This window comes from Streptomyces sp. NPDC091272 (assembly GCF_044757485.1).
Taxonomy (GTDB): domain Bacteria; phylum Actinomycetota; class Actinomycetes; order Streptomycetales; family Streptomycetaceae; genus Streptomyces.
Genome location: NZ_JBIVVC010000001.1, coordinates 1,153,077 through 1,171,203, shown reverse-complemented (window position 1 = coordinate 1,171,203; position 18,127 = coordinate 1,153,077). Strand labels below are relative to the sequence as shown.

General features: G+C 68.8%; 15 protein-coding genes and 4 pseudogenes. 12 read left to right on the top strand and 7 right to left on the bottom strand.

What is annotated here, in order from left to right; genetic code table 11:
• Positions 1–134: 134 nt before the first annotated feature.
• Positions 135–465 (top strand): annotated as a pseudogene (locus tag ACIQM4_RS04870) (alpha/beta fold hydrolase); the annotation flags it as partial.
• 716 nt (positions 466–1,181) lie between these two features.
• Positions 1,182–1,753 (top strand): annotated as a pseudogene (locus ACIQM4_RS04865) (transposase); the annotation flags it as partial.
• 592 nt (positions 1,754–2,345) lie between these two features.
• On the opposite strand, the gene ACIQM4_RS04860 reads toward ACIQM4_RS04865, so the two are convergent.
• The 3 genes from ACIQM4_RS04860 to ACIQM4_RS04850 are packed head-to-tail and all read right to left on the bottom strand — an operon-like array spanning position 2,346 to position 3,987.
• On the bottom strand, positions 2,346–2,960 hold the full coding sequence (locus tag ACIQM4_RS04860; RefSeq protein ID WP_401585964.1) for a DUF4865 family protein: 615 nt from the start codon (positions 2,958–2,960) through the stop codon (positions 2,346–2,348).
• Positions 2,961–2,984: 24 nt separating this feature from the next.
• Positions 2,985–3,395 (bottom strand): cupin domain-containing protein, encoded by a 411-nt coding sequence (locus ACIQM4_RS04855; protein WP_401585962.1) that lies wholly within the window; start codon positions 3,393–3,395, stop codon positions 2,985–2,987.
• A 16-nt stretch (positions 3,396–3,411) separates the two neighbouring features.
• Positions 3,412–3,987, bottom strand: a complete 576-nt coding sequence (locus ACIQM4_RS04850) for a TetR/AcrR family transcriptional regulator (protein WP_401585959.1) — start codon at positions 3,985–3,987, stop codon at positions 3,412–3,414.
• A 262-nt stretch (positions 3,988–4,249) separates the two neighbouring features.
• Here ACIQM4_RS04850 and ACIQM4_RS04845 point away from each other — a divergent pair, with 262 nt between their 5' ends.
• Entirely contained in the window at positions 4,250–4,441 is a 192-nt protein-coding gene (locus ACIQM4_RS04845; protein WP_401585957.1) for a hypothetical protein, read from the top strand.
• A gap of 739 nt (positions 4,442–5,180) precedes the next feature.
• Here ACIQM4_RS04845 and ACIQM4_RS04840 read toward each other — a convergent pair.
• Positions 5,181–5,780 (bottom strand): TetR/AcrR family transcriptional regulator, encoded by a 600-nt coding sequence (locus ACIQM4_RS04840; RefSeq protein WP_401585954.1) that lies wholly within the window; start codon positions 5,778–5,780, stop codon positions 5,181–5,183.
• A gap of 99 nt (positions 5,781–5,879) precedes the next feature.
• Here ACIQM4_RS04840 and ACIQM4_RS04835 point away from each other — a divergent pair, with 99 nt between their 5' ends.
• The 6 genes and pseudogenes from ACIQM4_RS04835 to ACIQM4_RS04810 all read left to right on the top strand — a co-directional run bounded on the left by ACIQM4_RS04835 (position 5,880) and on the right by ACIQM4_RS04810 (position 11,850).
• The gene (locus ACIQM4_RS04835) at positions 5,880–6,830 is read left to right on the top strand and encodes a beta-ketoacyl-ACP synthase III (RefSeq protein WP_401585952.1); all 951 of its coding nucleotides are present in this window, start codon (positions 5,880–5,882) and stop codon (positions 6,828–6,830) included.
• A gap of 11 nt (positions 6,831–6,841) precedes the next feature.
• On the top strand, positions 6,842–7,510 hold the full coding sequence (locus ACIQM4_RS04830) for a lysophospholipid acyltransferase family protein (protein WP_401585950.1): 669 nt from the start codon (positions 6,842–6,844) through the stop codon (positions 7,508–7,510).
• Between the two features lie 82 nt (positions 7,511–7,592).
• A pseudogene (locus ACIQM4_RS04825) lies at positions 7,593–8,501 on the top strand (IS5 family transposase).
• A gap of 421 nt (positions 8,502–8,922) precedes the next feature.
• Positions 8,923–9,975 carry a type III polyketide synthase gene (locus ACIQM4_RS04820; protein ID WP_401585947.1) on the top strand — a complete coding sequence of 351 codons (1,053 nt, stop codon included), beginning with the start codon at positions 8,923–8,925 and terminating at the stop codon, positions 9,973–9,975.
• Between the two features lie 109 nt (positions 9,976–10,084).
• Positions 10,085–11,293 carry a cytochrome P450 gene (locus ACIQM4_RS04815; protein WP_401586151.1) on the top strand — a complete coding sequence of 403 codons (1,209 nt, stop codon included), beginning with the start codon at positions 10,085–10,087 and terminating at the stop codon, positions 11,291–11,293.
• Positions 11,290–11,850, top strand: a complete 561-nt coding sequence (locus ACIQM4_RS04810) for a cupin domain-containing protein (protein ID WP_401585945.1) — start codon at positions 11,290–11,292, stop codon at positions 11,848–11,850. Before ACIQM4_RS04815 ends, ACIQM4_RS04810 begins: the two co-directional genes overlap by 4 nt.
• 536 nt (positions 11,851–12,386) lie before the next feature.
• Here the strand turns inward: ACIQM4_RS04810 and ACIQM4_RS04805 are convergent.
• The 3 genes and pseudogenes from ACIQM4_RS04805 to ACIQM4_RS04795 form a co-directional block, all read right to left on the bottom strand.
• Entirely contained in the window at positions 12,387–13,010 is a 624-nt protein-coding gene (locus ACIQM4_RS04805) for an SMI1/KNR4 family protein (protein WP_401585942.1), read from the bottom strand.
• A 149-nt stretch (positions 13,011–13,159) separates the two neighbouring features.
• Positions 13,160–13,382, bottom strand: a pseudogene (locus ACIQM4_RS04800) (IS701 family transposase); the annotation flags it as partial.
• Positions 13,383–13,699: 317 nt separating this feature from the next.
• Positions 13,700–13,915: a hypothetical protein gene (locus ACIQM4_RS04795; RefSeq protein ID WP_401585940.1), complete on the bottom strand. Its 216-nt coding sequence runs from the start codon at positions 13,913–13,915 to the stop codon at positions 13,700–13,702.
• Positions 13,916–14,780: 865 nt separating this feature from the next.
• Here ACIQM4_RS04795 and ACIQM4_RS04790 point away from each other — a divergent pair.
• The 3 genes from ACIQM4_RS04790 to ACIQM4_RS04780 are packed head-to-tail and all read left to right on the top strand — an operon-like array spanning position 14,781 to position 18,108.
• On the top strand, positions 14,781–15,656 hold the full coding sequence (locus ACIQM4_RS04790; RefSeq protein WP_401585937.1) for an aminoglycoside phosphotransferase family protein: 876 nt from the start codon (positions 14,781–14,783) through the stop codon (positions 15,654–15,656).
• Positions 15,653–16,120: an NUDIX domain-containing protein gene (locus tag ACIQM4_RS04785; protein WP_401585934.1), complete on the top strand. Its 468-nt coding sequence runs from the start codon at positions 15,653–15,655 to the stop codon at positions 16,118–16,120. Before ACIQM4_RS04790 ends, ACIQM4_RS04785 begins: the two co-directional genes overlap by 4 nt.
• Positions 16,117–18,108, top strand: a complete 1,992-nt coding sequence (locus tag ACIQM4_RS04780; protein ID WP_401585931.1) for an ATP-binding cassette domain-containing protein — start codon at positions 16,117–16,119, stop codon at positions 18,106–18,108. Before ACIQM4_RS04785 ends, ACIQM4_RS04780 begins: the two co-directional genes overlap by 4 nt.
• Positions 18,109–18,127: the final 19 nt, after the last annotated feature.

Sequence of the window (18,127 nt, the reverse complement as noted above, 5' to 3'; positions counted from 1 at the left end):
ACCGGGACTCGGCGCCAGCTTTCAGTGACAACCCGGCGTCCCGAGTTCAGCACACCAGACAAACCTCAAGCCACACACGCTGAACCATCACTGAATACAGAACACCGAACCACTAAAAAACCAACGCCGAGCATCACGACCGGTTGCTGCGCCGGCTCTACCCTCCCGAAGTGGTGAAAGCGACCATCCTCTCCGGATACGCCTTCCACGCTTTGCCAGCCGCCTGGGGCGAGGTTCTAGGCCGGTTCGACGCGGTGCGATGCGCCATGGGGCGGCTCCGGTACTCATCCTGAATGGCGAGAAGGACACCGTCTTCCGATCCGGCGAGAGGGCCTTCGCCCACGCGCCTCCCAACGCCCGCATCGAATTGATCCGCGGGCAGGACACCTCGCGAACTTCGACGACCCGGATGCCTTCACCGACGTTGCCCGCCGCTTCGCCCGGCAGTTGCCCGTTCACACCTGAGCGCGCCAGAGTCAGGCATCAGGGCCGCCCGCACCTGCTTGGGGTGGGTGCGGGCTCGCGGGGTGGTCAGTGGAGGTCCTTCGTGCTGCGGATGCTGAGCGGTCGTTGCGCTGATGCGGCCGGTTGGCCGCACAGTGTGCGTACGTCGATCAGCAGTTCTGGCCAGGGGCCGACGTCGGCATAGTAGGGGTCGGCCGCGTGCCCGATGAACCCGACTGCCGCACCGCTGAAGACACGGGCGCGCTGTGGCAGTTCCCGGGTCAGTACTGGGAACCCGTGGGCGTACAACGCCTCGACGTCGGGGTGAGTGCGGGGCGAGGAACTGGAAAGTGGCGTGGGCGGCGTCGAGGGCGGTGCGGTTGTCACGGGCGACGTACGGGCAGTCGCGCTGACAGAGCCGGTCGGACGCCGCACCCAGTCCACCGTGCGCACCGTGACCCGCGCGCCGGACGATGCGGGCACGCTCAGCCGGTCGCCCGGCCGGGGGCCGTGCACGCGGAACAGGCCCTGAACTTGTCGCTTATCGACCCAGTGTCGAAGGGACTACGAACTTGAGCCGTGTTTTCGCAGTTCAGCGGACATCCGGGCGGCCTTCGCCCGATCCTGTGCTCCGACCAAGAAGCGTACGTGACCGTAACGAAGGCCGTGGAATCGAGTCTGCTGGATGAGGATGTCCGCCGGAGGCGTCCGCGGAAGCATCACACTTCCGGTCGGAGTTGTATGCGCGCCTGACCAGACGGGGCGATGAACTGTTGAGCTCTACGACGCACTGCTTTGCTCCGACGGGCCCCTGAAGACTCTGGTTGATCTCGCACTCGCGCCCGAACACCGGCGTGGACACGGCGCGTTGCATGCCGGGCTCAACCGCGGCCGCGTCGACGTCGCACGACTGCGAAGAGCGCTGGCCGGGCTGCCGCTGCCCCGGGCCGCCGGCGGCGGCCCGGGGCTCGCGGCGGATGACAGCCCGCGGCTGCTGCGGCCGTACGCAAACACGTCGCCGTACCGCTCTTTCTGCCACACCTACGGCCGGGCCAAGAACGAGCACCGGATGATCCCGGGCCGGCCGTACTCGATCGTCGCGGCACTGCAGGTGGGACGCACCTCCTGGACCGCGCTGCTGGACGCGGTCCCGCTGGAGCCGGGTGCCGACGTCGCGGCGGTCACCGCCGTCCAGGTCCGCGAGGTTGCCGAGCGCCTGGTCGCCGCCGGCCAGTGGAAGCCCGGCGATCTGGCTATTCTCCTTGTCCTGGACGCCGGTTACGACGTTCCGCGCCTGTCGTTCCTGCTGGCGGACGAACGCCGTCGCAGGCGGGAGGTCGCTCCCGGCGCCCCCAAGATCCCGCCCGCGCTGGGGTCCAGTTTCCGGGAACGCAACGTCTTCCTCCTGTCCGAGGACGATCAGAGCGACGAGGAGAAGCACGGTGACGGACCGGCCGGCCGAGGACGAGAACCCGATCGCTCCCCTACCTGCGGAGCGGGCCGCCGCCCGACCGCACGAGGTGGGAGGGCTGGCAGCAGTGGCGCCGGATCCGGGACACGTTCACTCCCACCCCGCGGCTCTCGCTGCAGCAGTACACGGATCTCAGCCACCGGCGCCGCGGCCTGCGTGACCTGCACCGCACCGCGACGCATGTGAACCTGCGCCTGCGGGAGACACCGATGAGCTTGAGGGTGCCCGGCCTGATGCTCGGACGGCTGCAGAACAATGCGGTGAAGTTCATGCCGGCTGCCCGCGACGGCCTGATGATCAATGGTGGCGGCTTCAGGGCAGGAGGGAGACCGCGTGCTCCGCGGCGGCGGCCTTCGAGGACTTGTGGCGGGCGGTCCGCCGGCAGGTCCTTCCTGACCAACAAGTCCGTCAAGCCTTACCAGACCAAGCCTTACCAGACTTGCCCCTCAAGGAGGCGGGTCATGCCGGGAGCGGACAGGTGCAGCACCTCGTAGCACTCGGTGGCTGCCTCGTCCGGTGCCACAACGTCCTCCCACAAGACGAACCGCATCAGCTGCCAGGACTGGGGGTCAAAGGCCAGGGCGACGGTGTGTACGTCTTCGCGGCGAGCGATCCCGCGAAGCTCCTCGACCTCCCGTTCGATCAGCGAGGCAAGGCCGAGGCCGGTGGCCTCGGGGTCAGAATCGGCAGGGATCGGAGTGAGGCGACGGGAGGCTGCCCGGGGGAATGTCCTGCGGGCGGGGCCGGCGTGGCAGGCGATGCCGGCCCAGTGGAGTGCGGCAGGGCGCCCGAAGTCGCGGACTATGTTCTGGAATCCACCCCCGCCGACGAGGAAGTGAACCATCGCGCTGGTGTCATTCCACAGGTAGAAGGGCGCGTACTGATTGACCGGTGAGCCGTCAATACCACGCTCGCGGATAACGTATGCCTTCAGGCCCAGTCCGGCACGGTCGTCGAGGACGTGGCCGCCGGCCGCCACCCGCTTGCGGATGATCTCCATGTCGTAGTCGGCGGGCAGGGTGATCTCGTACTGCTTGGCGTACATAAAGGGTGTTGCCCTTCTTGGTGGTCAGAGGGTCGGCGGACCGGCGAGGTATTCGGTGTCGGTCACGGTTGCGCCACGTTCGGCTTCGGTACCGTCCCTGGCAACCTCCTGGATGGCCAGGTGGGTCATGAAAGTTGTGGGAGCGGCGCCGTGCCAGTGCCACTCACCCGGGGAGATGCGCACGCTGTCGCCGACGCGGATGGATTCCACCGCTCCGCCGCGGCACTGAACGAGTCCGGCTCCCTGGGTGACGTGCAGCACCTGCCCCAGGGGGTGGCGGTGCCACACGGTCCGGGCGCCGGGCGCGAAGTGGACGCTGTCGACCCGCACGCGCGAAGGACCTTCGGGTGCGGCGACCTCCTCGCACCATGCGGCTCCGACGACCCACTGAGGCGGTGCGGCGGCGCTGGCCGGTGCCAGGCGAGAAACATGCATGAAGGGCGAACTTCCTCTACTTGCCGGCGATCGCGGTATGCGCGGCCAGCAGCCCCAACACCCCGGCGATCGCTTGGTCGAACGGGGCCACGGAGTCGGCGGCGCGGGCCAGCACGTAGCTGCCCTGCAGAACCGCGACGATCGTCGCTGCGGTGGCTTGTGGGTCCAGTGCGGCGTCCAGCTCGCCAGTTCCGCGTCCCTCGGCCACGACCTCGGCGAGACGTCCACGCAGCCACGCAAGGGTCTCCTCAACGGGCGCCCGCAGGGCCGGGTCGGCCATGAGGTCCGGATCCTGCGTGAGACCTCCGATCGGGCAGCCCCTGAGGACCTCCCGCTCGCGGAGCAGATACGAGGTGATCCGTTCCACGGCGGAACCGGGAGCGGAGAACTGCGCTTCGGCCTTGGCGCGCATTTCCTCAGCGGTACGGCTGATCGCGGCGAGTGCCAGATCAGGCTTGCCCGCGAAGTGGTGGTACATGCTGCCCTGTCCGGCTCCAGCCCGCTGCTGGATGGCCTTGGGGCTGGTAGCTGCGTAGCCGCGCTCCCAAAGCAGTTCCTGGGTGCTTTCGATGAGACGTTCAGCAGTGCTCATACGTCTAGTGTACATACTAGTAGGTACAGAAGTGGTGGGGCTCGTCCCTCGTTCAGTCGTGGTCTTTCACAAGCGAGGCTTTCCCGAAGCAAGATCAGGAACAGTTGGCACAAGAACGGACCTGGACCCGGGTGCAGAGGCACGCATCAGCTGAAGGACGCGCAGCTCGTACCGGGCAGGGGCCGTGCACGGACGCGTACCTGCAACGCCGCATCGTCGAAGCCGCCTCCCGCCCGCCGACGCGGGCGGCCCTTCTTCACCGATGGACAACCACCACACCACCCCGCGTCGGCTCGGTGCGGCAGACCGCACACAGCTCGCCGCCTTCGCCTACGCCCTCACGCCGCTCGCCCTCGGCACCCGTCCCGCCTTGATCGGCTGGGACGAAGCACCCCCGGACGACGTCCGCCATCCCCATCACCGCGGCGAACGCGTACACGCCGGCCCGCGATGAACTGCGACGCCGTCCTGGGCTATTCGTGCGTACGGGGTGCCAGGGTGCGCAGGACATCAGATTCATTGCCCCGGGACCGGCCATGACCGTCCACCTGGGAACAGAGTGAGGGTCGGGGCTGGCCTTGTGGCGGTCCTCTCCGGCCCGCTGTACTTCCCCCTGCCGATCACGAAGGAGCCACCGACCCACGCATACGTCGACCGAATTCTCGACGCCCCGTTCGCCGGGATGCGGCCATGACCGCGAGATGAAGCAGCTTGGGCCCGGAACACTCCTCGCCCATGTGAACCCCGGCCTGCGCGCAGCACACCAGCTTCACGGACTTGAGGATGAGCACGACGAGGGTGCTGGCGTCTCCCCAGCCGCAGACCGCTTCACTGGGTCTCACCCTGCAGCGGATTCCCATTGGATCGCCTTCGCCAACCTCGGGCCGGCGGTCATGAACTTCAGGGCCGCCTCCACGTCCGCGTCTGCGTGCGAGCGCGTCACGGTGATGCGCGGGCGATGAGCATTCTCCGGCCCCACCGGCGGAGTCCTCGTCAACGACCTGCTGATCCCGGCAGTCGTGATCACCCCGGCCGTGCGCGCCCGGCGCCTGGAGCCGGCCACACCCCGGCCGGCCGCACAACCCGCCACGGTCTGACATCCCGGGAGCCGTGCCGCACCATGACGACTCACCACAATCACACCCCCGACGGCCACGATGACGGCGGCGAAGCCATTCGGGACCTCCATCGCATCAGGTACCCAGGAGCCGGCGCACAGCGCTGCGAGCGCGCGTCGGGGCGGACGGGTCATGCTGGAGTTGCAGGAAGTAATTGAGTGCCAGCATGATTCCGACGAGCTCATAGACCAGTTGGTGGGGGTCCGTGTCAGCCGGCAGATCACCGGCTGACACCGCACGCTGAACATCGAGCCGCAGGTCGCGCTGCCACAGTGCGTTCATGCCCGCGAGAGCGTCACGCACAGGTCCTTGTCGCCCATCGAACTCTGTCGTGGCCGCGGTGATGAAGCAGCCGCCGGGCAGCACTTCCCGTTCGAGATACGACACCCACGCCTCACACACGGCACGCAGATGCGGTAGCCCCGGCGGCACGCTCCTCACCCGCTGCGGCACTTCGCGGGCGAACAACTCCGCCCCGGCGTCGACGACAGCGAGCTGGAGGCCCTCCTTCGTGCCGAAATGTCCGAGGATTCCGGCCTTGCTCATCTGCAGCTCGGTCGCGAGCCGGCCGATGGTCAGGCCCTGGAGCCCTTCCACGGAGGCAAGGGCCAGGCCGCGGTCCACAACGCGTTGTCGGGTGCGGCGTGCTTCTGCGACCGAGTTCCGAGGGCTCATGGATACCGAGCATAGCCGACCGCAACCTCTTTAACTTCCGATCGATCGGTTGCTATATTCCCGGAACCCATACTTCGGCTTGATCGAAAGGAGAGGCCCTTGTCCGGGTCCCGCATCACCGCCCTGGGTCACTACCAGCCCTCTGGCGTGCTGACCAACTTCGAGCTGGAAGGCATGGTGAGCACCAGCGATGCCTGGATACGACAGCGCACAGGGATCGTGACCCGCCGGATTGCCGGGGAAGAGGAGTCCGTCGCCGACCTGGCTTCGGCGGCTGCCGCCAAGGCGCTGGCCGCGTCCGGCCTGGCCCCGGCCGAGATCGGCCTGGTAACCGTGGCGACCTGCTCCGCCATCGACCGCTGCCCGTCCATCGCCGCCCAGGTCGCTGCCAGCCTCGGTGTTCCCGCCGCTGTCTGTTTCGACCTCAACAACGGCTGTGCCGGCTTTTGTACCGCGCTCGCCTGCGCGGACCACTCGGTGAGCGCCGGGGCCGCCCGGCACGCCCTCGTCATCGGGGCCGAGAAGATGTCCGATGTCACCGACTGGACCGACCGCTCGACCTGCGTGCTGCTGGGCGACGGCGCGGGCGCCGCCGTGATCAGCGCCACCGGACACAACGACGCCGGGATCGGTCCTGTCGTCTGGGGCTCCGACCCCACGCGTGGGCACGCGGTACGGCTGGTGGACGCCTGGCAGCCGTACTTCTCGCAGGAGGGCCAAACAGTCTTCCGCTGGGCCACCACCGAGCTGGCCACGATCGCCCGAGATGCCTGCCGCCGCGCCGGGATCGCCCCCGCAGACCTGGCCGGTGTCGTTACGCACCAGGCCAACCTGCGAATCGTCGACTCTCTGGTGCGGCAGCTCGGCCTGAGCAAGGACGCCGTGATCGCCCGCGACGTCATCGACTCCGGCAACACCTCCGCCGCCTCCGTACCACTCGCCCTGTCCAAACTGGTCGAGCGCGGCGAGATCCCCTCCGGCACCCCGGTACTGCTCTTCGCCTTCGGTGGCGGCCTGTCCTGGGCCGGCCAAGTCGTCACCTGCCCCTGAAAGGACAACCGATGCTCTACCGCCTCACCCGGCTGTTGCTCACCCCCCTGTTCCGGGTGGTCTGCCGGCCCGCCGTCCGCGGCCGCAACAACGTCCCACGGCACGGACCGGTCATCCTGGCCAGCAACCACCTCTCCTTCATCGACAGCATCGTCATCGCGCTGCTGGCCCCTCGTCCGGTCCACTTCCTCGCCAAGGACACGTACTTCACAAGCCCGGGCCTCAAGGGTGCGTTGGTACGCTGGTCCTTCACCGCCCTCGGGTGCATCCCCGTCGACCGCAGCGGCCATCGCACTGCGCATGCCTCGCTGGAAGCAGCCGAACGCGTCCTGGCCGACGGCCGCGCCTTCGGCATCTACCCCGAGGGCACACGCTCACTCGACGGCCGGCTCTACCGCGGGCGGACCGGAGTCGCCTGGCTCACCCTGGCAACCGGCGCCCCCGTCGTGCCGGTAGCGCTGACCGGGACCGACGGGCTGCAGCCCGTCGGCCGACGACTTCCCCGTTACCACCGCATCACCGTCGAATTCGGCAGGCCGCTGCACTGCAGCGCACTCGACACGGACATCCGTCCCGCCCAGGCCCGTCGAGCTGCCACCGACGAGATCATTCAGGCGATCGGCGCCCTCTCCGGCCAAGAACGCGCCCATGCTTTCGCAAGGCCGCCCACAGCCAGATAGCAACGCCGCTAGGCACTGTTTCTCGGATCACCTGACGTGCGTGGGGTGTTGAGGTCAGGCTGTTTGTACGGGCCGTGGTGACCTGACGAATGCGGAGTGGGACCGGCTTGGGTCGTTCTTGCCTCCTGGTGGGGCCCGCGGGGGCCGGCTGAGTGACCACCGTCGGGTGATCAACGGGATTCTCTACCGGGTCCGGACGGGCGTGCAGCGGAGGGACCTGCCGGAGCGGTTCGGACCGTGGGAGACCGGCTACAAGCACCATCGCCGCTGGTCAGCGGATGGAACATGGACGATGCTGCTGTCGCGGATCCAGGCGGCCGAGGACGCCGCAGGCCAGATCGACTGGGACGTCTCGGCGGATTCGACAGCTGTGCGGGCCCACCAGCACGCCGCCGGCGCGCGTAAGGCACCTGCGGTCGCGGTCCCTCAAAGGGGGTCGCCGGGAGGACGAACCAGGTCGATCCGCTGTTGAGGAAACTTACGGTCCCGCTGGAGGAAGTGGTCATGTCGGCGAGTGCCTGGGACGTTCCCCCCGGCGGCTTCACCACCAATATCCACCTTGCCGCGGACGGGCGATGCAGACCCCTCGCCCTCGCTCTGACACTACGGCGACGGCCCCCAGTTCGAGCGAGTGCTGGCGCAGGTCTCCGTGCCCCGCACCAAAGCCGGCCGACCCCGGACCCGGCCCGGCCATGTCCTGGCGGACAAGACCTACACCTCTCAAAAGAACCGTCGTCACCTGCGACGGCGCGGCATCCGGCACACCATCCCCGAACGCCTCGACCAGCAAGAACACCGCAAGAATCGCAGTTCCCGAGGCGACCGCCCCACCGGCTTCGACAGCGAGCGACACAAGAAGCGCAACACCGTCGAACGCGCATTCAACCGCCTGAAAGGTTTCCGCGCCGTCGCCACCCGCCACGAGAAACGCGCTTACATCTACCTCGGCACCGTCACCCTCGCAGCCCTCGTCATCCGGCTCAGAACATGATCCGAGAAACCGTGCCTAAATGCGCGGCCGCTGATGAGGCGTCACCTGGGTGGCTTCGCCTTGCGCTGCCCGCGGCAAGCCCTCCCGTCAGCGCATCCAGTGCCGCTTTCGACGGACGGGACGCCTGGAAGAAGACGGGCGCTGGTGTACCTCCCCGAGGATGCGCCGCAGGCACTGGACTGGAGCAGTGTCCCCGCCGCTGTGGTGCAGCGGGAGGATCGCGCGGTCCGGGCCCTCGGAAATGCGGCGAGGACGCGGAGCATGTGGGGCCCACCAGGCACATCGGGGCGGCGCCCAGCTCTTGACGGGTCGGCCCGCGCCCCTCCGTAGCCCGTGCGTCCGCGAGCAGCGATGCATTCTCGGCGTGCCGGACGGCCGTGGCCCCGTGATCCTTTGAGTACGTCAGCGAAAGGGATGAGCCATGGCCACGTTGTGCAGACCCGCGGTAGCGGTCCCCGAACATGTGATCACACTGCAGCAGACGCTTGATCTCGCCCGGTCCCTTCACGCGGACCACCCTCAGCTGCCGCTGGCGCTGCGTCTGATGGAGAACACCGGCGTGCAGAAGCGGCACCTACTGCGCCCGATCGAGGAAACCCTCCGGCACGACGGGTTCGAGGCCCGTAACGTCGTCTATGAGCGGGAGTCCAAGGCGCGGGTGCCCGCCGTCGTCCAGGAGGCACTGGACGCGGCGCAACTGCGGGCGCAGGACATCGACCTGATCGTCTACGTGTCGTGCACGGGCTTCATGATGCCCTCGCTCACCGCATGGCTGATCAACGCGATGGGCTTCCGGAGCGACACCCGGCAGCTACCCATCGCCCAGCTCGGCTGCGCGGCCGGCGGTGCGGCGATCAACCGCGCGCACGACTTCTGCACCGCCTACCCCGAGGCGAACGCCCTCATCATCGCCTGCGAGTTCTGTTCGCTGTGCTACCAGCCGGACGACCTCGGGGTCGGAAACCTCCTGTCGAACGGCCTGTTCGGCGACGGCATCGCCTCGGCCGTCGTACGGGGAAGCGGTGGCACCGGCGTCTCGCTGGAGCGCAACGCCTCCCATCTGGTGCCGCACACGGAGGACTGGATCGCCTACGACGTACGCTCCACCGGATTCCACTTCAAGCTCGACAAGCGCGTGCCCGGCACGATGGAACCGCTCGCGCCCGCCCTCAAGGCACTGGCGGGACAGCACGGCTGGGACGCCGCCGAACTGGACTTCTACATCATCCACGCCGGCGGGCCACGGATCCTGGACGACCTCAGCAAGTACCTCGGGGTGGTGCCCGAAGCCTTCCGTTTCAGTCGGGCCACCCTCACCGAGTACGGGAACATCGCCAGCGCCGTCGTCCTGGATGCGCTTCGACGGCTCTTCGACGAGGGGGGCGCGGAGCACTCGGGGCGGGGTCTGCTCGCCGGGTTCGGCCCCGGGATCACGGCCGAGATGTCGCTCGGCCGCTGGACGGTCTCCGACTGACGACCGCGCCTCCCCGCGCCCGCTTTCTGCTCCCCTCTCCCCGCCACCTTTCCCCTCCACTCCTCTCCTCCACCCCCTCCGCTCCTCCGCGTAAAGGAACGCCACCGTGCTGGACAGTACGAACACCGCCCTGCCGCCCGTACGGGACTGGCCCGCCCTGGACCTGTTCGGGACGGACTTCGACCCGGTGCTCGCCGAGCTGATGGAGGAGGGGCCGGTCACCCGGCTCAAGCTGCCGCACGGCGACGGCTGGGCCTGGCTGGTGACGCGCTACGACGACGTACGCGCCGTGGCCAACGACCCCCGGTTCAGCCGGAAGCTGGTGGCCGGACAGGACGTCACCCGGCTGGCCCCGCACTTCATCCCGGTCGACGGGGCGGTCGGGTTCGAGGACCCGCCCGACCACACACGGCTGCGCCGCGCGGTCGCGCCCGCGTTCACCTCCCGGGGGGTGGAACGCCTGCGCAAACAGGCGCAGGCCACTCTCGACGAGCTCGTCGAGGAGGTGCTCCGGGAGGGTCCGCCCGCCGACCTCACCGAGCGCCTGCTGGCACCGTTCCCCCTCGCGGTGGTGTGTGACCTGATGGGCGTACCGGCCGAGCACCGGGCGCGGATGCACGAGTGGACCAATCTGATCCTCTCCTCCTCGCAGGGCGCCGAGCGCAGCCAGCAGGCCAAGGAAGAGATGTGCGCCTGCTTCGCCGAGCTGCTGGACCGGCCCGGCTCCGCGGACGAAGAGTCCGTTCTGGGCTTGCTGGGCACCGCGGTGGAGAACAACGAGCTCACCCGCTCGGAGGCGGTCGGGCTCTCGCTGCTGATCCAGATCGGTGGCGAGGCCGTCACCAACAACGTCGGCAACATGGTCTACCTGCTGCTCACCCGCCCGCAGTTGCTCGCCAGGCTGCGGACGGAACCTGAGGTACGTCCGCGTGCCATCGAGGAGATGCTGCGCTACATCCCGCACCGCAACGCGGTGGGACTGTCCCGGATCGCCACCGAGGACGTGACGGTCGCCGGGACGCGCATCCGGGCCGGCGAGCCCGTCTACGTGTCCTACCTGGCGGCCAACCGGGACCCCTCGGTCTTCGCCGACCCGCAGACGCTGGACTTCGACCGCACCCCGAAGCCCCATGTGTCGTTCGGGTACGGCCCGCACTACTGCGTCGGAGCGATGCTGGCCAAGCTGGAGACGGAGTTGCTGATCGACGCCGTGGCGGACCGCCTCCCCGGCCTGCGGTTCGCCGTGCCCGTCGAGGAGCTCCGCTTCCGTCGCGGCGCCCTCATCCGCGGGCCCGAGTCACTGCCGGTGACCTGGTGACAGGGCCCGGCACGACGCCGTCCGCCGCACGGCAGGGGCTGTTCGTCCCGAACGGCCACGGCCGTACGCTGCGCACCCCGGCCCAGCAGGTGACGTTCAAGGTCACGGGCGAACACTCCCGTGCGGCATCGAGCTTCGAGGTCGTCGTGCCCCCGGGGTTCGACGTCGGCGCCCATGTGCATGCCCGGAGCGAGGAGCTGTTCTACGTGCTGGAGGGCGAGCTGGACGTCCTCGCCTTCGAGCCTCGGGTGCGGACCGCGGACGACTGGCGGCACTGGGAGTCGGCGTCGGGACGACGGACGGTCCGCGCGACGCAAGGCACGGTCATCGTGGTGCCGCCGGGCTGCCCACACGCCTTCGCCAACCGCTCCGGGAGCAGCGCGAGGATGTTCTTCCAGTCCTCACCTCCACCGGACCACGAGCGGTACTTCGAGGAGCTCCTCGACATCCTCGACCACGGCGGCGCATCCGATCTCGCCGCCATCGCCGCGCTCCGCGCCCGGTACGACATTGAACAACTCACCCCGATGCGGCACGACGGGCCCAAGCACGGGTGAGAACGCGGACGTACGGAGTACCAGCGACAGCCGGAGGCGGCGTCGGGTGTCCGCAGACGTGGTGCGCGGCTGTCGCCGCCCACAGTCCTGTGCCGACGCGATGAGCCGCTACGCGGCCGAACCCGTCACCGACCGGACCGGCGTCGCCGGCAGCGGCCGCCTGCGCACCCTTTCGGAGCAGTCCGTGGGCGGGGATGCTGTCCGGTTTGCCGCCGGGCCTGTGTGAGCGAGCTTGTTGGAAGCTGTTGTCTTTGTCTTTCCGGACTTGAGGGCGGCGTTTTCGCTGTTCAGAAGTAGGGGCGGTGATTCCGTGGGAGTTGTGACCTGTGATGTCGTCGCTCCTCGGAGGTTGCGGATGCCGTCGGTTGTCGGACTGCTGGAACCGCACGAGCTCGCAGCGTGCCCACCCGCTATCACGCACCAACTCGTCACTCGACACGGCATTTGGCGGCTTGGCCGCAGCAGGCCGGTGATATGCGAAACTCGCTCAGGGTTCGAAACCTTGAGGTGCTGCCCGTAATCACGATGCGTGGGGATCAGAGCTGTCCATAGCGTTTCTCCAAAGCTGCCATGTCCCAGATCACCGACGTGCCATCCTGTTCAGCGTCCGCGTCCTCCCAGTCCGGAAACCCCTGTTCATCTCGGGTGAGCACAGAGTCCAGAACATCCGTGGCAGAGCCGTCGGACAGTGCCTGCGCGGCCCAGCTGAGCAGGGCTGACAGAGAATTGTACTGGGGCAGGTCGTCGAATCGTCCACCATCACCGTGGGTATGCTCACCGATGCGACCACGCTCTTCACCTGGCGCCATCTCCACGAAGAGGGAACTGTCGGCACCATTTCCGGAGAGAGGCAGCCAAGATGAACGCCAATAGCGCAGTTCATCGGGAATATCCCGCTGCTCTGACCCGATCCACCACTCGTAGTCTCTCGCAATCTCGGCTGCGCCGGACAGGCGGTGGTTGCCGGGCAGCAGGCCCTCTCCTGAGCCGTCATGACGGCGCAGGGATGCCACCAGGTCCTTGGGAACTACGAGCCCGCACTGACGTTCCGCCGCTCGCACGGCGGCAGAGTCCGCAGCGAGAGGAAGCGACCTGTATGCAGCTGGGGCGTACTCACACAACCAGTTCTCGATGCGCAACCACGAGTCCTCGACCGTCACTGGTGGTGTGTGGCCGCGTCGTTTGTAGTGGCTGACCCGGGCTTGGAACTGTCGTCGGCGGTGCCAGTGTGACCAGTGCAGGTCATGGTCGATGAGGTTGGCGCAAGGCCGGGTCAGGCGGGTGGTCAGTCGCCTGATTTCGGGGAGAGTCAGGGCGATGAGCTGGGAGAATCCGTTTCTCCTTTCTCCGTGTCGAGCGCGCGGGCCCGCAGGACGGTCAGGCAGGCGTGGGCTGCCATGGCCAGGGTGATGTGGCGGTGCCAGCCGGGGCAGCGGCGGACCTGGTAGTCGTCCAGGCCGCATTCCTGCTTGGAAGCTTTCCTCAACGGCCCATCGGCGGCCGACGACGCGGATCAGTTCGTCGAGTGTGGTCTCTTGAACGCCGGCAACCAACGCGCGAATGCCGTCGCCGAGGCCACCCTCGCCGAGGTCCGCGCCACGATGGGAATGACCTACTGACGACCGTCCCTCTCCTACGCGGGCCGGTGCCCCCGTCCCTTGCTGAACGTGTGAGAACTTGCTGAACGTGTGAGAACTGATGCCGCGGTCCGCTGCGACCCTCCGGGCCCCGGTCAGCGGACGACGGGCCGCTCGGGTGGAAACGCACGGCTAGTGTCGACGCGGAGGCCGCCGCGGAAACGGTCGGCGCGCCCGCGCTGCGCAGGGCGGGGCAGGAAGCCCAGCGCAGGTCACTGGTCCTGCTGAAGAACACCGGGCCCGTCGAGCCGGCAGCGCCGGTCCTCCCGCTCGCCGAAGGTTCGCGGGTGTACGCCGAAGGCCTCGAAGCCCAGGCGCTCGACGGCTACGCGACGCCTGTCGACCGGCCGGAGCACGCCGACGTAGCGGTACTGCGCCTGCGTGCCCCGTACGAGAACCGCGGGGCGGCCCTGGACGAGTGGTTCCACGGCGGCGACCTGCACGGTGCAGGGCGCCGGGGAGGCCCGGGGCGACGGCTGGGTACGCACTGGCGCGGACGAGCGGCTGCTCGCGCTGGCCACCAGGTAACGGGTCGCTGACGCTGCGGCAGGCGGTGGCTGCGTGCTGGGGCGGGCAAGTGGGGACGGCTCGTACCCGGGTGCGCTTGATGGTCGAGGCGGGGTTGTTGTTCCGGTCGGCGGATGCGCGGTGGGCGGGGACGGTGGTGTGGACGACGGAACGCGGCGCGCCCGCCTCTCCGGCCCCGGCCTGGGAGCACCGCATCCTCCGAGCGAACGGCTGCTGCACCGCCTCGCGCTGGCGGATGTCGGGGTGGGCCAGGAGGCGGGCACCGGTCAGCCGGTCGTGCTCACCGAGCGCGAGGTGCGCACCGCCGACGCCGATGACAGCGCAAGCCGCTGCCAGGGCCGGCCCTGCAGACGGCTCCACGCCGAAGTACGGGTCCGTTCTCCGCGCCGAAGACGCTGCCAGTGCGAAGCCCGTCCCGCTGCTCCTCCCTGCAATCCCCCACAAGGAGGACCCAAACCCACAGGAGTGATCGAACGCCGCATCACGGCACTGATATCGCAGCCGCGCCTAGGGCCGGCGGCCCGTTCGACATTTCGTTCTAGATTTCGCCCCCGCATACCCGTGACGGCGACATGAACGGCCCAGTTACCCGATCACCTGTCCGCATCGTGCCCGAGGAGCTCTCATGCATCGCATGTATCACCCTGCCGCCGTTCATCCTGCGTTCGAAAATTCCGCCCCCCTCCCGGGCACATGCGGGCGCTGTGCCGTCGGCTGCACCGGGTTCCTCGCCGGGGAGTCACGGCCCGAGACGAGGTACCGGGCATGACGGAGTCCGCAGCCCTGCCCCAGCCACTGGCCCAGTGGGTGGAACCGGTCGTGGGGCCGGCCCAGAATGTCCGAGACGCCTCACACGAACGGGAGAACTCACGGGTCTGGGAGGTGGCCGGCCCGGTCGGCCGCCACTTCGTAAAGGTCGCACCCCAGCCGCTCGCCTGCACCCGCGAGACGCGCGCCTACCGTGCAGCCGTCCCGCGCCTCGGCTTCGGCAACGCCCCTGTTCTGAAGGACAGTTCCGCAGACCTGCGCGCCATGGTCCTGACCGCCGTGGACGGCCAGCCCCTGAAGGAGGAACCCTCATCCAGTACGCGGCGGGCCGCGCACACGCAGGCGGGCCGGCTCCTACGCCGTTTCCACGACGCGTACGTGGACCGTGCAGCCCAGACCGAGGCCGTGCACGTCATCGAAGGTGCGGTGGCGGTCCTGGACAAGCACCTGGCCGCTGCCGGCGATCACCTGTCGGCTGTTGAGTCCGACATGCTCCGACGCCGTGTCAGTGCCCTCCCTTCCCTCGGCCCCCTGCCCGCCGGACTGCTCCACGGCGACTTCCGGGAACGCAACTTCCTGTGGGACGGCTGGCGTTGCGCGCTGATCGACTTGGAGCGCAGCGCGCCGGTTCCGCCCGTCGCGGACCTCGGGAGGCTCGCCACGGCCCACTGGCCCCTTCGCTCGGAGCTGCGTGCGGCGTTCTTCGACGGGTACGGGCGTGCTCTGTCCGATGTGGAGGAACCGGCGCTGGTAACGATCTCGGCCGCCGATGCGGCCAGCGCACTGGTTCACGGCCCTCGCCATGGTGATCCCCAGGTGACCGAGCGCGGTCGGCGAACCGTCGAGCGCCGCACGCGGGAGGAGCGGCGATGAGCGACGGGTACCAGCCGCTGGCTGCGGACGTCGTGCAGATCCCGCTGCGGGAGAACGGGACCGCTCTGTGCGTACCGCGAAGGCCCGGCACGGACCGGGCGCCAGGTCAGTTCGCGCTCATCGGTGGTGGCCCGCTGCTTTCCGCCGAACCACTGGACCACGCGGCCCGGCGGGAAGCGCAGGAGCAAGCCGGCGTCCGGATCAGCGCCCGCAACCAGGAGTTCGTCGGTCTCCTCCACCAGCACGTGCCCGAAAGGGCGGACCGCGTCACCGTTGTGTTCACCCAGACCTGGCCCGCTGACCCGCACAGCGCCAAGCTGCACGAGCAACAGGAACTCTTCTGGGTCCCGATCGTCAATCCCCCAGCAAACTGCGATGCCGACACGGCCGCGGCCTTTCAGCTGCTCACCGAAGGCCTCTCGCACCAAGCACCCAACTGGCCCAGCACGGGAGGCACTTCATGAAGCGATTCTTCGGCCCTGTACGAATGGCCGAGCCCAAGGTCTCCGACGCCGAACAGGAACTGTTCGGCGGGCCACTGCGCTACGACCTGGGCTGGTCCAAGCACGAGCACGCCGCCCTCGACCTGACCATGCTGTCCGCCCTGCGGTCCATGCCCTCCCTGGTCGGCGCCACGTTACGCATGGCATGGACTGCCGATCGCCGAGGACTTCTCGCCGTGATGGTCAGCGAGGTCGGCCAGGGCATCGCCGCCGCAGTGGGCCTCCTCGCCGTGAACGCTGTCATGCACGCCCTGCTCGGCGGCTCTGGCACCCCCGTCGACCGGGTGCACGCACTGCTGCCGGCCCTGCTCGCCGTCGCGGCCATCGCCGTCGTCAACTCTGCCCTGGCGGGGTGGTCCACTTCTCGGGCGGGACGTCTGGAGCCGCTCGTCGAGCGAATCGCCACCACCCAGTACCTGGCTGCCGCCGTCTCCGTGGAACTGGAAGCGATCGACGATCCCGACTTCCGTCGGCTGATCGACGTCGCCCAGCAGGGACCTGGTTCCGCGCGCCGCATGATCGGTGTCAGCGTCGCCGCCCTGAACAGCACCATCTCCCTGTTCGCGACGGCCGGTGTACTCACTGCCCTGGACCCCGTGCTCCTCCCCATGCTGATCCTCATCGCGGCCCCGCGCGGCTGGGGTGCCATGCGGGTGGCGCAGGAGCGGTACGTGTCGGTGATGAGCTGGATCGAGCACGTCCGAGCAAGCCGCCTGATCGGCAATCTGCTCACCGACCGCACCGCTGCCCAGGAGGTACGCGTGCACGGCGTCGGGCCCTTCCTGCTCAGCCGGTACGAGGGCATGGCCCGGAGCGCCGAGGCCGAACAGGAGCGACTGGCCTCCAGCAAGGCAGTCACCGAGTGGGTCGCGTCCGCACTGTCCGGGCTGGCGACGGCGGCGACGTACGGGGCTATGTTCTGGCTGATCACGAGCGGCCGGATGAGCCTGGCCGTCGCCGGTACCGCCGTGATCGCCGTACGGTCCGGCTCGGCGAGTCTGGGCGCCCTGGTGATGAACGTCAATCACCTGCACGAAGAGTCCCTGTACGTCCGCGACCACGGCCGCTTCCTCGCCCAGGCCGCCGAACGCGCCATCCCCCAGGGCGGTGACCCGGTCCCCGAGAAGGTCGAACGGGTCGTTCTCGACCAGGTCGCCTACCACTATCCGGACCGCGCGGAGCCCGCACTGGACGGGGTTTCGCTCACCCTGCCCATGGGGTCGGTCACCGCAGTGGTCGGAGAGAACGGCTCCGGCAAGAGCACCCTGATGAAGATCCTCTCCGGGCTGCTTCTCCCCCAGGCCGGCACGCTGCGATGGGGTGAGGCGGATGTCGCCGGCCTCCACCGCGCCCAGGTCTTCCAGCGCGTCTCCCTGCTCACCCAGGACTTCCAGCGGTGGCCGGTGACTGCCGCCATGAACATCCGGCTCGGCCGCCCCTCTCACCCTGCCGAAGCCGCGGACCTGCAACCGTCCGTCGACTACGCGGGAGCCGGCCCGGTCATCGCCAAACTCCCCGATGGCCTGCGCAGTTTGCTGGCCCGCATGTTCCGCGGTGCCATCGAACTCTCTGGCGGGGAGTGGCAGAAGATCGGCCTCGCCCGAACCCACTGGCGGAGCACCACGTCGCAGGCGGACAGCGTGCTCGTCGTGGACGAGCCCACCTCCGCGCTCGACCCGGAGGCCGAGATCGAAGCCTTCGACCGCATCCGGCAGCTCGCCGCACCCCACCGGGCCGTCGTCCTGGTCACCCACCGCATGTCCGGGGTCCGCTACGCCGACCACATCCACGTCCTGCACCGCGGGCAGCTGGTCGAGTCCGGCACCCACGACGAACTCATGGCGTCGGGCGGCAGGTACGCCGCCATGTTCAACGCCCAGGCCGCCCAGTACGCCTCCGCAGCCACCATCCCCCGGCCCGCCTCGCCGACTGTCGCCGACCCCGCATGACACCACCGCCCGAAAGGCC